This is a genomic window from Allobosea sp. AK1 (assembly GCF_006714945.1).
Taxonomy (GTDB): Bacteria; Pseudomonadota; Alphaproteobacteria; order Rhizobiales; family Beijerinckiaceae; genus Allobosea; species Allobosea robiniae.
Genome location: NZ_VFMG01000001.1, coordinates 39,203 through 51,763 on the forward strand (window position 1 = coordinate 39,203; position 12,561 = coordinate 51,763).

The 12,561-nt window shown below is 62.0% G+C and carries 16 protein-coding genes; 6 read left to right on the plus strand and 10 right to left on the minus strand.

Annotated elements, in window-relative coordinates:
- Nucleotides 1-45 precede the first annotated feature (45 nt).
- Both FHT98_RS00220 and FHT98_RS00225 read right to left on the minus strand, forming a co-directional pair.
- On the minus strand, nucleotides 46-288 hold the full coding sequence (locus FHT98_RS00220) for a DUF6894 family protein (RefSeq protein ID WP_113584213.1): 243 nt from the start codon (nucleotides 286-288) through the stop codon (nucleotides 46-48).
- Between the two features lie 28 nt (nucleotides 289-316).
- Complete coding sequence (locus FHT98_RS00225) at nucleotides 317-1,042, minus strand: Crp/Fnr family transcriptional regulator (RefSeq protein ID WP_113584214.1); 726 nt, start codon at nucleotides 1,040-1,042, stop codon at nucleotides 317-319.
- A 203-nt stretch (nucleotides 1,043-1,245) separates the two neighbouring features.
- On the opposite strand from FHT98_RS00225, the gene FHT98_RS00230 reads away from it, so the two are divergent.
- Nucleotides 1,246-2,166: a DUF72 domain-containing protein gene (locus tag FHT98_RS00230; RefSeq protein WP_142115644.1), complete on the plus strand. Its 921-nt coding sequence runs from the start codon at nucleotides 1,246-1,248 to the stop codon at nucleotides 2,164-2,166.
- A 6-nt stretch (nucleotides 2,167-2,172) separates the two neighbouring features.
- Here the strand turns inward: FHT98_RS00230 and FHT98_RS00235 are convergent, their stop codons facing one another.
- From FHT98_RS00235 to FHT98_RS00255, 5 genes are all read right to left on the minus strand, one after another.
- Entirely contained in the window at nucleotides 2,173-2,763 is a 591-nt protein-coding gene (locus FHT98_RS00235) for a CinA family protein (RefSeq protein WP_113584216.1), read from the minus strand.
- On the minus strand, nucleotides 2,714-3,124 hold the full coding sequence (locus FHT98_RS00240) for a DUF6766 family protein (RefSeq protein ID WP_061966368.1): 411 nt from the start codon (nucleotides 3,122-3,124) through the stop codon (nucleotides 2,714-2,716). Before FHT98_RS00240 ends, FHT98_RS00235 begins: the two co-directional genes overlap by 50 nt.
- A gap of 116 nt (nucleotides 3,125-3,240) precedes the next feature.
- The gene (locus FHT98_RS00245; protein WP_142111738.1) at nucleotides 3,241-3,735 is read right to left on the minus strand and encodes a YciE/YciF ferroxidase family protein; all 495 of its coding nucleotides are present in this window, start codon (nucleotides 3,733-3,735) and stop codon (nucleotides 3,241-3,243) included.
- A 66-nt stretch (nucleotides 3,736-3,801) separates the two neighbouring features.
- Nucleotides 3,802-4,338, minus strand: coding sequence for a hypothetical protein (locus FHT98_RS00250; RefSeq protein WP_113584218.1), 537 nt, complete (start codon nucleotides 4,336-4,338; stop codon nucleotides 3,802-3,804).
- A gap of 17 nt (nucleotides 4,339-4,355) precedes the next feature.
- Nucleotides 4,356-4,655: a PepSY domain-containing protein gene (locus FHT98_RS00255; RefSeq protein WP_061966366.1), complete on the minus strand. Its 300-nt coding sequence runs from the start codon at nucleotides 4,653-4,655 to the stop codon at nucleotides 4,356-4,358.
- A gap of 368 nt (nucleotides 4,656-5,023) precedes the next feature.
- Here FHT98_RS00255 and FHT98_RS00260 point away from each other — a divergent pair, with 368 nt between their 5' ends.
- Entirely contained in the window at nucleotides 5,024-5,311 is a 288-nt protein-coding gene (locus tag FHT98_RS00260) for a hypothetical protein (RefSeq protein ID WP_142111741.1), read from the plus strand.
- Nucleotides 5,312-5,432: 121 nt separating this feature from the next.
- On the plus strand, nucleotides 5,433-5,846 hold the full coding sequence (locus FHT98_RS00265; protein ID WP_113584220.1) for a DUF1236 domain-containing protein: 414 nt from the start codon (nucleotides 5,433-5,435) through the stop codon (nucleotides 5,844-5,846).
- A gap of 430 nt (nucleotides 5,847-6,276) precedes the next feature.
- On the opposite strand, the gene FHT98_RS00270 is transcribed toward FHT98_RS00265, so the two are convergent.
- Together FHT98_RS00270 and FHT98_RS00275 are read right to left on the minus strand one after the other, a co-directional pair.
- Nucleotides 6,277-7,293, minus strand: a complete 1,017-nt coding sequence (locus FHT98_RS00270; protein WP_113584221.1) for a PAS domain-containing protein — start codon at nucleotides 7,291-7,293, stop codon at nucleotides 6,277-6,279.
- A gap of 854 nt (nucleotides 7,294-8,147) precedes the next feature.
- Nucleotides 8,148-8,372, minus strand: a complete 225-nt coding sequence (locus FHT98_RS00275) for a hypothetical protein (protein ID WP_142111743.1) — start codon at nucleotides 8,370-8,372, stop codon at nucleotides 8,148-8,150.
- Nucleotides 8,373-8,524: 152 nt separating this feature from the next.
- On the opposite strand from FHT98_RS00275, the gene FHT98_RS00280 reads away from it, so the two are divergent.
- The 3 genes from FHT98_RS00280 (at nucleotide 8,525) to FHT98_RS00290 (ending at nucleotide 11,570) form a co-directional block, all read left to right on the plus strand.
- Nucleotides 8,525-8,713, plus strand: a complete 189-nt coding sequence (locus FHT98_RS00280) for a hypothetical protein (RefSeq protein WP_113584223.1) — start codon at nucleotides 8,525-8,527, stop codon at nucleotides 8,711-8,713.
- Nucleotides 8,714-9,121: 408 nt separating this feature from the next.
- Nucleotides 9,122-10,915: a thiamine pyrophosphate-requiring protein gene (locus tag FHT98_RS00285; protein WP_113584338.1), complete on the plus strand. Its 1,794-nt coding sequence runs from the start codon at nucleotides 9,122-9,124 to the stop codon at nucleotides 10,913-10,915.
- 55 nt (nucleotides 10,916-10,970) lie between these two features.
- Nucleotides 10,971-11,570 carry a flavodoxin family protein gene (locus FHT98_RS00290; protein ID WP_113584224.1) on the plus strand — a complete coding sequence of 200 codons (600 nt, stop codon included), beginning with the start codon at nucleotides 10,971-10,973 and terminating at the stop codon, nucleotides 11,568-11,570.
- A gap of 17 nt (nucleotides 11,571-11,587) precedes the next feature.
- Here FHT98_RS00290 and FHT98_RS00295 read toward each other — a convergent pair whose 3' ends face one another.
- Complete coding sequence (locus FHT98_RS00295) at nucleotides 11,588-12,532, minus strand: cation diffusion facilitator family transporter (RefSeq protein WP_113584225.1); 945 nt, start codon at nucleotides 12,530-12,532, stop codon at nucleotides 11,588-11,590.
- Nucleotides 12,533-12,561: the final 29 nt, after the last annotated feature.

Genomic DNA, 12,561 nt, shown 5'->3' on the forward strand with positions numbered 1-12,561 from the left:
GCCGCCCTCGCGATGGCTGATCAACGCAGCGCGAAACGAATAGGTTCAGTCATCCCGGTCGAAGCTCTCGGAAAGATCGAGACGCAACGCATAGACGGTCTTTCCGTCGCGGTTGCGGACCGATACGCTGATCGGCCGGCTGCCGCCATCATCGGTATAGTCCCGGATCATGTCGCGGACCGCCCGGCGGGCTTCTGCACAGGCGCGGTCATAGGAGGCGAACTCAGCCCCGATGCCATCCCGGACGTCGAGCATCCCGTCAAAGGTGTCGATGAAATAGTGTGTCATGGTGCATCTCCTGCACCTGTCTTGCGCCTCAGCGCGGTTCCTGGGTCAGGTTGAGATAAGTCTTGTCGAAGTCGCCCAGAGCGACCAAGCGGTCGAAGTCAATGATTTCGACCTGTTCGCCATTCCAGTCAACCACGCCGAGCCCGCGCAGCTCCTGGAGCGTCCGGTTCACATGCACGGCCGACAGCCCGACGACATCCGCCAACTCGGCTTGCGTGAGGCGGAAGGAAAAGCTGTGGCCCGATACCAGGCCGACGATCTCCATCCGGGTCCAGAGCTCGCAAAAAAGATGGGCCATATGCTGCATGGCGGTGCTGCGGCCGAGACAGGCGATCCAGGCGCGTTGGATGGCGCCGTCGATTGTTGTCATCAGCCAGAACAGGCGCCCAAGATGCGGAGAGGCATCGATGATGCGGCGGATTTCGGCATGGGGCACGAAAATGGCGGTAACCTCGGTCAGGGCGACGACAGCGTGGTCCATCCGCTTGAGCACGAAGCTATGCAGATCCACGAAATCGCCGGCGACGTGCAGGGCGCTGATCTGCCGCTTGCCCTCGGCCGTGACCATCTCGCGACCGGAAATGCCCTGGACCATCAGGCAGCTTTCGCCGGGCTGCGTCTTGGCCCGCACGATCTCCTGCCCGCGCCGGAAGCCCTGGACGCGCAGTTGTGCTGATGACAGAAGCGCCAGCTCGTCGGGCGACAACCGGTCGCGCCGCTCCAAGGTTCGAATAAACGGTCGCAGCCTGTTCATCGCACTTCCAATTCGGCGAATTCCGGCGGCGTGAACGACGCTGCCGTGAATCTCCGTATGGACGCAAAAAGCCGGCTGGGGATTTACCTATGTTAGTGGATGGCGCCGTCTTCACAGGTGTCGGAAGGCGCACCGCAGCGGCTGCGAACGAAACCGGCGCGGGCGCGTTACCGGGGAACGAGCACCTGTGGGAGCGCCGTTTCATGCGAAAGGAAGGTCGGCATGACAAGAAGGTCCGGATCGGGCTGTCCGGCTGGACCTATGCGCCCTGGCGCGGGCATTTCTACCCAAAAGGGCTGGTGCAGAAGCGTGAGCTTTCCTACGCGGCCGATCAGTTCCCGGCGCTGGAGGTCAACGGCACCTTCTATGGCCTGCAGAAGCCCGAGGTTTTCGGGCGCTGGGAAGAGGCCGTGCCCGACGACTTCGTCTTTGCGATCAAGGGCTCGCGCTACATCACCCATGTGCTGCGGCTCAGGGGTGTCGAGACGCCGCTGAGCAATTTCCTGGCATCCGGCCTGCTCCGCCTCGGCTCCAAGCTCGGGCCGCTGCTCTGGCAGTTTCCGCCGAGCTTTCGTTTCGATGCCGCGCTCATGGAAAAGTTTCTGAAGCTGCTTCCCGAAGATACCCAGGAAGCCGCTGAACTCGCCAAGCGGCACGACAAGCATCTTGATGGCCGGGCCTGGGTCGAAACCGATAAGAAGCGCCCGCTACGACATGCGGTCGAGATTCGACATGACAGCTTTCGCGATCCCGCCTTCATCGAACTGCTGCGCCGCTATGGAATCGCGCTCGTCTGCGCCGACACAGCCGACTGGCCGTCGCTGATGGATCTGACCGCCGACTTTGTCTATTGCCGGCTACACGGCTCCAAGGAGCTCTATCGGTCCCGTTATGACGAAGCTGACCTGGAGCGCTGGGCTGCACGCATTCGAGCCTGGCGTTCAGGGCAACCGATGCGGGACGGCGATTTCGCCGCAGATCAGAAGAGCGCCACCGATCAGCCATGCGACATCTACCTGTTCTTCGACAACACCGACAAGCGACATGCACCGCAGGACGCGGCTGTCTTGATGCACATGCTCGGCATCGCCTGGCCCCAAGCGGCGAAGCCCAAGGCAGCATAACGGGTTTCAGTCGCCGGCTCCGTGCAGAAGCCGATGCGCCACCGGATCGCCAAGCTGCGCCAGAGCGAATGTCAGCGCGGCCTGGACGGTGAGATGCGACAGCGCGGCTGGCGCAAGCCGCCCGAATTCGCAATGGAGACTCGCAGCATTCCCGGCCGCAGCGAAGCCGACGAAAACACGTCCGATCGGATTGCCGTCCTCGTCGGGCTCGGCACCGGTAACCCCGGTGATCGCCAGCGCCAGATCGGCACCGCCGCGCTCAAGCGCGCCCCTGGCCATCGCCTCGGCGATATTGGCATGAACGGCCGTGCATGCGGCGAGCAGCTCCGGCGATACGCCGACCAACTGGGTTTTCGTAGTCTTGGTGTAGGTGACGAAGCCGCCTGCCAGGACGGCCGCCGCTCCAACCGCTCGCGACAGGCGATGCGCGAGCATCCCGGCTGTGCAGGATTCGGCGGTGACCAGGCGAAGTCCACGGTTTGCCGCCAGCCCGATGAGCCGATCGGCCAGTGTTTCGATCTCCTCGAACCGAGCGGTCACTACCTGTTCAAGATTGATGCTCTCTGACATAGCGATGGTCCGTGTGGCGGCCGGCATAGTCGCGGTCGATCTCGTCGATCAGCCGATCGCCGCCATCCCGGTCGACCTTGCGCAGGATCGCATCGAGCTTGGCTTCCATGCGGTCGTCGCCTTCCTTCGATTGTGGCGAGCCGACATGCAGGAGCATCGCGAGCCCGGCTACCTGCCAGATCAACTGCAGAAATTCGGACTGCCAGTTCTCCAGTGTGTCCCGCATCATCTCGATAAAATAGCCGTTGAACTCGGCGTTTTGGCCAAGAGCCCCCTGTTCCTGCGCGTAGGCGAACCAACCGAAGATCCAGTGGCCGACAAGGCTGATCAGGAAAAAGCCGCCCGTGACCCAGACAAAGCCGTAGCGCGACCAGATCGTGCGTCCCATCTCGCATTCCTTGCCTGCGGCAAACCGCCCGGCCGCTTGCCGTACCCTCCCTGCCGACAACGTGCCGCATCGCCGGCAGGGTGGCACCCAGCCTTAAGGCCGGATGCCGGCAATGGTTACGCCGCCTGCTTGTTGACGGAGGTCATGCCGAGCTTCGTGAGAAGCTGATCGGTCTTTTCCTCTTCACCAAGCGTCTGATCGAGGAGCTTGACGGCGTCCTTCAACCCGAGCTGCTGGGCCCAGGCCTTGAGCGTGCCGTAGCGCGCGATCTCGTAATGCTCGACGGCCTGGGCCGCAGCCACCAGGCCGGCATCCAGGGCCGGGCTGCCTTCGAATTCCTCGATGATGCCCTTGCCTTCCTCGATGATTCCGAGAATGGCGTCGCAGGTCTTGCCACGCGGCGCCTTGCCGATGGCCTCGAAGACTTCGGTCAGGCGCTCGACATGGCCTTCGGTCTGCTCGCGATGAGTCTCGAAGGCCTGCTTGAGCTCCGGCGCGTTCGCTGCCTTCGCCATCTTCGGCAGCGCCTTCAGGATCTGCTTTTCAGCGTAATAGATGTCCTTCAGCGTATCGAGGAAGAGATCGTCGAGGGTTTTCGGTTCGCTCGGCATGATGGTCTCCTGATCCAAGAATTGCGGACGAAGCCCCGTCTTGCGGCGGGGCCCGAAGCGAGGTTGCTAGACGACCGGCGGCCGATAAGGCGCCGCGGTCTCGTCGAAGCGCGACCAGCCGCCAGCGCGGTATTCGGCGAGCCGCTCGTCGCGGTTGATGGGTGTCGCGCCATCGAGAATGGCTTGGACGGCGGGGACATCTTCGTCGGCGGTCCTTACCGAGACGACCGTTCCACCACGCCGCACCGTCTCCGCGTAGTAGTTGGCGTCTTCCTCGCTGTGGCCGGCGCTGGTGAAGGCACCGATCAGGCCACCGGCTGCCCCGCCGGCAACGGCGCCGGCCGCTGTCGCAGCGAGCCAGCCGGCTGCGACCACGGGGCCGATACCGGGAATGGCGATCATGCCGATGCCGGCGAGTAGGCCGGCCGCGCCGCCGAGAGCCGCACCGATGCCGGCGCCCTCCCCGGCATTGCTGTCGTCGACCGACGCATGGCGGCCGACTACGCTGATATCGGCGGAGCTCACGCCTTCGGCTTCCAGCGCTTCCACGACGGAGCGGGCGGTTTCATAGCTGTTATAGGAACGGGTGAGTGTCTGGGTCATCTCGCTCTTCCTTTCGATTACTGGCGGGTGATGTTGCCGCGATAGTCGACGCTGACATTGACCTGGGCGCCGCCATGCGTGGCCATCCCCCGCCAGACGCCGTTGTCATCCTTCTTCAGGCCGGTGACCTGCGAATAGCCGTTGGCTTCGAGGCGGCTTTTCGCCTGGCCTTCGGTGAAGCTGTTCGCGCCAGGCAACGGTGCATTCTTGTCCGCTTCCGCACCGGGCGCCGGCTTCGGCGAGGTCGTGGAGGTCTGCGCGAACGCGCCGAACGAGGTCATCGCCGCCAGAAGCGACGTGAGCACGAGCTTTCTCATTGTTATGTCCCTGAATGGAGAGCGGCTGGCGCCGCGGGATGCCTAACCGAACATCGTCGCGAGCAATTCTGTTCCGGGCCTGGCGGAGCAGGCCAGCATAGACACGCTACTAATACATTGATTTGCAAAGATAATTCAGCGATCATCCGGGCCGGGCGCTAGTATATATTCACTGGTGGTTTTGTACGGTCGCGTACATCATCCAAATCCTAGGAACGGCAGCGGAATTCAATGGTTGTCGCCCTCGCCCTATGGAGGGCTCTGGCAAGGTCGATCACCGGCCAATCATATCCTTCGAAACCGGGAGCGACGGGTTCTCTCCAATCATGCGCGTTAGCTGCGGCGCCGCTAACATATGATAACGAAACTTGACTGGCGCCGACCTACAAAAATCCATGCCGTTCAGTTTCGCATCACCCGAGGATCTGCTTCGTCTTGAGAGCGCGCTTGAACGAGCCTGGGCGATCGTCGAGGCAAGACACGGCCACGATCCACTGAAAGCCCCGGGCGAGAGGGAGCGACTCGCCTACATCGTCGCAACGCTGTGGCGCCAGGGTGAGCAGGAAGACGTTCCAGCCAAGGCGGCGGAACAGTTCCAGACGACCGCTCCGCTTCTGCCGCCGCTCAGAACACCAAGTGACGAGCCGTCTCCATAGGGAGGTCGCCTACGCCAATACATTCCAACCCAATCGCACGATGACCTCTGGCCCGCAGGGAACCGCATCATGCCATCTTCTGTTGTGATGGGAGACTGGGGGTTAATCGGGAGATTGACCTATGAAGAAGACCTTACTCGCTGCTGCTGTCGTGCTGACCTCGACGATGGCATTTGCCCAGAATCCTGAAGGCGCACGTGGGGGCGCTGCGGCGGGCGCCGCGACCGGCGCGGTTGGCGGAGCGATTGTGGGTGGTCCGGTCGGAGCCGTAGTGGGCGGTGTTGGAGGCGCCGTCGTCGGGGGCATCGCCGGCGACGCCACACCTCGTTTCAAGACCTATGTCCAAGCCCACGAAGTGCCGTCGTACACCTATCGCGAGGACGTGCGCGTCGGTGCGGTGCTCCCTGAGACCGGGGTGACGTATCGCGAAGTCCCGACCGAGTTCGGTTCGCACGGCTATCGCTATACCGTGGTGAACGATCGGACTGTCATCGTCGAGCCGAAGACGCGCAAGATCATTCAGGTCATCGAATAACGACGCCGGATTCAGGCTCAAGCTCATCGTGTGAAACCCCGCCGGAGATCCCGGTGGGGCTCTTCTGGGCTGGCTCATAGGAACACCCCGGGAAAGAAGAACGTTAATTAATCCAATCGGATGGTGCGATGCGAAGTCATCGGATTATCCTGTCGACATCTATCGACTTAGTCGGCGGGGCGGCAGCCCAATCGATCCATCCAACGACAAAAGAAGGTTTCGGCGCCAAACCGGATTCCGCTGAATCACAACGGGAGCGCATCCCGAAGCCTCCCGGCGCAAATCGGCCTGAAGCTCAGGGCGGGGCTAATTCCCAGCAGAACCGCGAATACGGGAAAGAACCCCAGCCGCGGAAGAAGGGCCTGGAAGAAGGGCCTCGAAGAAGGGATACCTCGCGGTGCTGCTCCATAATCCCGGCCAGGTTCTCCGGCTAGAGTTGGATCTTGTTCGCGTCCATCTCGATCATGGCAACTAAGCCTGACGGTAGCCAGGCAAAGTGCGTTTGCGCGCCCAGTTGAGACCTCAGCGCTCGATCGACAAGTTCGCTGCCAAAACCTCGCTTGAGTGGCTCGCCGACCACCGGCGGCCCACCAGCCTCCGTCCAGCGCAGGATGACGGTCTCGCCCGATATGCGTGCATCGATTTCGACCGACCCGGCTGGGCTCGACAGAGCACCGTGCTTGACTGCATTCGTCGCCAGCTCGTGAAGAACCAGAGCGATTGCCGTTGAGGCGGAACGGCCGACCTCGATGTGGTCACCAGCGACCGTCATGCGCGGGTTTGCACCGGAGTTATATGGCGCCACCAGCCTGCCAATGAGGTCCAGCAGATTGTCCGCTGGCCTTTTGCCGCTCTGATCCAGAACGATGCCGTGGGCTCGGTTCAGGGCTCGAATTCGTCCAACGATCTCCTCCGCAAATTTTGCGGATGCGGGTTCCGCGCGCGCCGCCATCGAGATCAGGCTGCCGATCACCGCGAAGATGTTTCCGATGCGGTGCTGCAATTCGCGGGCGATCAGCTCTCGCTGCTCTTCGGCAATACGCCGCGCTGTGATGTCGATATGCGCACCGACCAGCTTGATCGACTTGCCCAGTTCATCGCGCTGGATTTCAGCCTTAGCGAGGATCCAACGAATTTCGCCGTCGGAAGGTCGGATGATCCGGTATTCCGCCTCGTACTCCGTGTCGGCGCCAAAGACGCTTCGATGAAACTGACTGACGACGCGGTCGCGGTCTTCCGGATGGATGCGCGCGACCCAAGCCTCATGAGTTTCGTTTGCGGCTTCCGGCGGTAGCCCATGAACGGCAAGATACTCAGGCGATCGGCTGTTCCGAAATGCCCCTTCCCGTAGGTCGACTTCAAGGCCGCCAATCTGTCCAATGCGCTGGACGCGTGCGAGTTCTTCCTCGCGCGAGCGTAGCTGCTTCAATGCCTCGTTGAGCGGCAAGTTTTGGCCCCCAGCCTAACCGCGAACTATCAGAACAACGATACGTTCACAGGGGCATCTGGTTCCTCGCCGTCGTCATCTTTTTCACGCCCTGTGCAGCAATGTTGAGCGAACCGGCGAGAAGTGGCCGTTGTCGCTCCATTGTCGACTCCGACGATGCCGTCATCCAGATTTCACCAGCGAGCGAGAGGGCTGCCAAACGCCATTATGCGGGCTTAAAAAGCTCCGTTGGTCGATCGTGAATTGGAAAAGGGAGATGCCGGTTCAGCCGCGGCCTTTATCGCCGGGTCGTCTGCGAGGTACCATACGTGTTCAAGGCCCCGACCGGGAACTGCCGGTACATCCGCGGCTCGCTCTCCGGTCGAAGGTGGAAGAAGCGAGCCGGCTGGCTGGGGGAATGATGCGCCGGCTCGCTTCCGGTGGTCATCTTGGCAGAGGGTCCACCGCTATCGTCGATGGGTGCAACGACGATAGCGGCTCTTAAACAGGCTCGTGCATCTTGAGTTCCGGCCGATCAAAAATAGTCTGCCGTCGCGCGTCACCGCTGCCAGTAGCGCTCCCATGCTCGCTCGGCCAACTCCTCCTCATCGCAGGAGGCAAGGGCAAGCGATGCGATGATGAACACAAGCGTGCTCGCGTTCGCGACCCGCCTCGATGACCAGCCGCTTGATACGGCTCCAGGCTATTTCGAATGCGCCCTGAGCGCGGGCGATATGGGCGGGGTCGCGGAAGGACGAGAAAGGCATATCAAACGCGGCTAGGCAAACATGCAACCTAGACGAGCGCCGCGGGCGTTCAATATCAAATGTTAATGCCTAGCGTCGCGGAATTGCAGGTCGCGCAAGTTCGAGCACTCACAACAGGAGCTTTGGCAGGAAGTATCCGAACAATGCGGAAGCCAAGATCGCTGCAGCCAGGATGAGGACGGCTGCAAGACGATTGAGCTTAGAGTGGGATGCATCCGCCTGCACGAGCAATTTCAGTAACCCCCGAACGGGACCGGTCCGGCGAGGAGCCAAAGAGGCGCCTTCGGCATGATCGGCGGTCGTGGTTCTCTTCATCTCGTCGACGGCAGCCATGCTGTCCTCGTAGCTGTTCTTGGGCATCCGCGGAGACCGTCACCCTACTCAATGGAGTCGCAAACGGTCCGTAGGCAGATTCGTTCCTGCGATCATTGTCGTCATACATCGCGATTGTCGGAACGAACCCCGGACTGTCCGGTTCAAGAGCCATGTCCCGCCTGACAATCCAAAACGAACAGGACCTTCAAACGGCTCTCCAGCGCGCGCAGAACCTCATCGGCTGTATGGGCAGCGACAAGAAACACGAGCTTGCCGAGCTGGAGGAAGCCCTTGACCTCTATGCCTGCTTGCTATGGGCGGAGGCTCATATCGCAAATGAAAACACGCCGAGCGATTGATGCCCGCTGGCCTCTGGCGACCTTGCAGAGTGAAGCCTCAGAAATCGACGTAAGCGACGGCTTGAATTCTGCCTGTGCCTTTTGAAGAGTAGCCTCGGCACGGGCCAGATCGATCCTGTCGATTGCAAAGGGCATGGCTTCCCCTCGGCGCAGCGACGCCTTCGATCCTCAGTCGTTCATGCCGCCAGCAGGCATCGCCATTCTGATCTCCCGCCCCCCGCGATCCGGTCGGTCGGCAAAGATGGGCTGATGCGCAGATTTTCGGCCGATACTGAGCAGACATCCAAAAGGAACTTCGCGCGACGCTACCGGTTCTGCTTGGAATCGTGCCGCTGGGGGATCCATACGGCGCTGCCTCTCGTCGAGATCAATGTCTCGCGTGCGCTGTCCAATGCTCTGGAGCGCCCGATGTCTGACACCGTCTCCGATTTCGTTTGGACCCGCCTTCACCAATGGGGGGTTAGGCGCGTCTACGGTTATCCCGGCGATGGCATCGGTGGATTGATCGCCGCCCTGCAGAGGCGCGAAAAGGATATCGAGTTCATCCAAGCTCGGCATGAGGAAATGGCAAGCCTGATGGCATCAGGCGAGACGCGCTTCACCGGAAAGGTCGCGGTCTGCATCGCGACCTCGGGTCCCGGCGCGGTACACCTTCTCAACGGTCTTTACGACGCGCGGCTCGATCACCGGCCGGTTGTCGCCCTCGTCGGGCAACAGGCTCGCTCGGCGATGGGTTCGCATTATCAGCAGGACCTTGATCTACAATCGCTCTTCAAGGATGTCGCTGGCGCCTATGTCGAGACCGCATCCGTGCCGGCCCAGGTACCGCATCTGATCGATCGCGCGTTTCGGATCGCGGAGGCAGAGCGGCGCGTGACCTGCGTCATTCTGCCAAACGACCTCCAGCTCGAAACCATGGAAGAGCCGGCTCGCGAGCACGGCATGACGCATTCCGGTGTCGGCATCGAGGTCTCGCCGGTGGTTCCTGCCGAGCCAGCTCTGCAGCGTGCGGCCGATGTGCTCAATGCAGGCGAAAAGGTTGCAATTCTGGTCGGTGCTGGGGCACTGGGCGCGACAGATACCGTGCTTGCCGCTGCTGAGAAGCTGAAAGCGGGAGTTGCGAAGGCGCTGCTTGGGAAAGCTGCAGTGCCGGACGATGTCTCTTTCTGCACCGGCTCGATCGGGCTGCTCGGCACAAAGGCCAGTTGGGACTTGATGCAGGGCTGCGACACGCTGCTGATGGTCGGTTCGGGCTTTCCATACACCGAGTTTCTGCCGAAGCCGGGACAAGCCCGCGGTGTCCAGATCGACATCGATGCAGGCATGCTGGGCCTCCGATATCCGATGGAGGTCAATCTCATCGGCGACGCTGCGGCAACGCTGGAAGCTCTCCTCCCTCTGCTGAAGCCCAAGACGGATGGCGAATGGCGAGCGGCGATCGAGGCGCATGTCAGCGAAGCCTGGCAGGAGGCCAGGGACAGCGCGCTGGTCGAAGCCTCGCCGATCAATCCGCAGCGTGTTGCATCGGAACTATCGGATCGCCTGCCGGACCACTGCATCGTCACCGCCGACAGTGGGACGACCACCGTCTGGTACGCCCGGCATCTCCGATTCCGGCGTGGGATGATGGGGTCCGCTTCAGGCACTCTCGCTACGATGGGCTGTGCCGTTCCTTATGCCATCGCCGCCAAGTTCGCGCACCCTGATCGGCCTGCGATTGCGCTGGCGGGCGATGGCGCCATGCAGATGAACGGCATGTCCGAGCTGGTGACCATCGCCAAATATTGGAAGCGATGGTCCGATCCGCGATTGATCGTCATGGTGCTGAACAACCGCGAATTGGCCTATGTGACCTGGGAAGAGCGCATTCAGGCCGGCGATCCGAAATGGCCCACCAGCCAAGATCTCCCGGACATCCCTTACGCCGATATCGCGAAGCTCATGGGGCTGGGCGGTCGCCGCGTTGACGATCCCGAGCAGGTCGGTCCGGCCTGGGACGAGGCGCTCTCGGCCGATCGGCCCTTCGTTCTGGACATCGTGACCGACCCGAACGTCCCGCCGCTGCCGCCCCATATCACCTTCGCTCAGGCACGAGGCTTCGCCGGCGCACTGGCTAGCGGGGACCCCGAGGCCGGCAATGTGGTGACGAGCACCGCTCGCTCCCTCCTCGCAACGCTCCTGCCATCGCGGAAAGGCCGCTGAAACATGGCTGCGAGCCGTTGTAATCACCAGCCTCAAACAAAGATTGGATCTGCAGATGTCGCTCACGGTTCTGGCTCTCAATTGCACCTTGAAGCCCGATGGCGCGTCCTCGACCCAGCGCATCCTCGAACTGGCTTTGGGAGAGTTTCCGGACGACTGCGAGCGCGAGATCGTTCGTGTCGCTGCACTCGACCTCAAGCCAGGCGTCTCTTCGGATGAAGGCGATGGCGACGACTGGCCCGCGCTCAGACGCAAGATCGACGCTTGCGATATCCTGCTGATCGGCACCCCTATCTGGCTGGGGCAGCCGTCGAGCGTGGCCAAACGCGTACTGGAACGCATGGATGCCTTTCTCGACGAGGCGGATGATCAGAACCGAACGCCTGCCTATGGCAAGGTCGCAGCCATCGCCGTCGTCGGGAACGAGGACGGAGCCCATCACGTCTCCGCCGAAATCGGCCAAGCATTGTTCGATGTCGGGTTCACGATCGCCGCGGGAGGCCCGACCTACTGGGTCGGCGAAGCGATGGGCAGCGTGAATTTCATCGACCTCGATCAGGTTCCCGAAACGACAGCGAAGACCAACCGCATGCTCGCCCGCAATGCGGCCCATCTTGCCGGGTTGCTCAAGCGGCATGCCTATCCTGGCTATTGAGCGCGACCTCGCGACCTTCACTCCACGAGCCGGGCTCGCCGCTCGCGCCATGTCGCGGAGGTCTGCGGCTTCACGAAGACCGAGACGATGTCCGAGCGGCGTTTTCGGAGCTTTGTTTCGATGCGTTCGACGCAATCCTCGATATCGGCGGTGGAGCGATCGTCCTTGAATTCAAGGCTCAGAGCCACGACGATCTGGTCCGGGCCGAGATGAACCGTGATCATGCCGTTGACCCGCTCGACATCGGGATCACCATCGACCGCCGCTCTGATCTCCTCCTGCACCTGCGGCAGCGCAGCTTCTCCGATGAGCAGGGCCTTGCTCTCCCGCGCGAGGAGTATCGCCGTGGCGGCGAGGATGATGCCAATCAGGATCGAGGCGACGCCGTCGAGCTCGGGGCGCTCGAAATAGGCTGCTGCGGTGATGCCGATGAAGGCGATGAGCAGGCCCAATAGAGCTGCCGTATCCTCGAACAGCACCGTGAAGACGCTGGGATCCTTGCTTTGCCGCACGGCCGCGAAATAGCTCAGGGTACCCTTGGCTTCCTTGAACTCTTTCAACGCGACCCGCCAGGAATAGCCCTCGAACAGAGCCGAGAGGCCGAGCACCACATAGTTCGCGGTTAGGCTCGTCGCAGGATGTGGCGAGATGACATGGGCGATGCCTTCATAGAGCGAGACGCCTGCGCCGACAGCGAAGACCAGCAGCGCAACGATGAAGCTCCAGAAATAGAGTTCGCGGCCATGCCCGAACGGATGTGTGAGATCGGGCGGTCGGGCCGCCCGGTGCAGCCCGTAAAGCAGAAGTGCGCCATTGCCGGTGTCGACGAGGGAATGGATTCCTTCCGACAGCATGGCCGAGCTACCCGTCCAGGCTGCAGCGATGAACTTCGTCGCTGCGATCAGGAGATTTCCAACCAGCGCCGCATAGATGACCGTTCGTGATCCCGCATGCGCCGCCATTGGTTCTCTCCGCCTGGGCGCAACGAGCA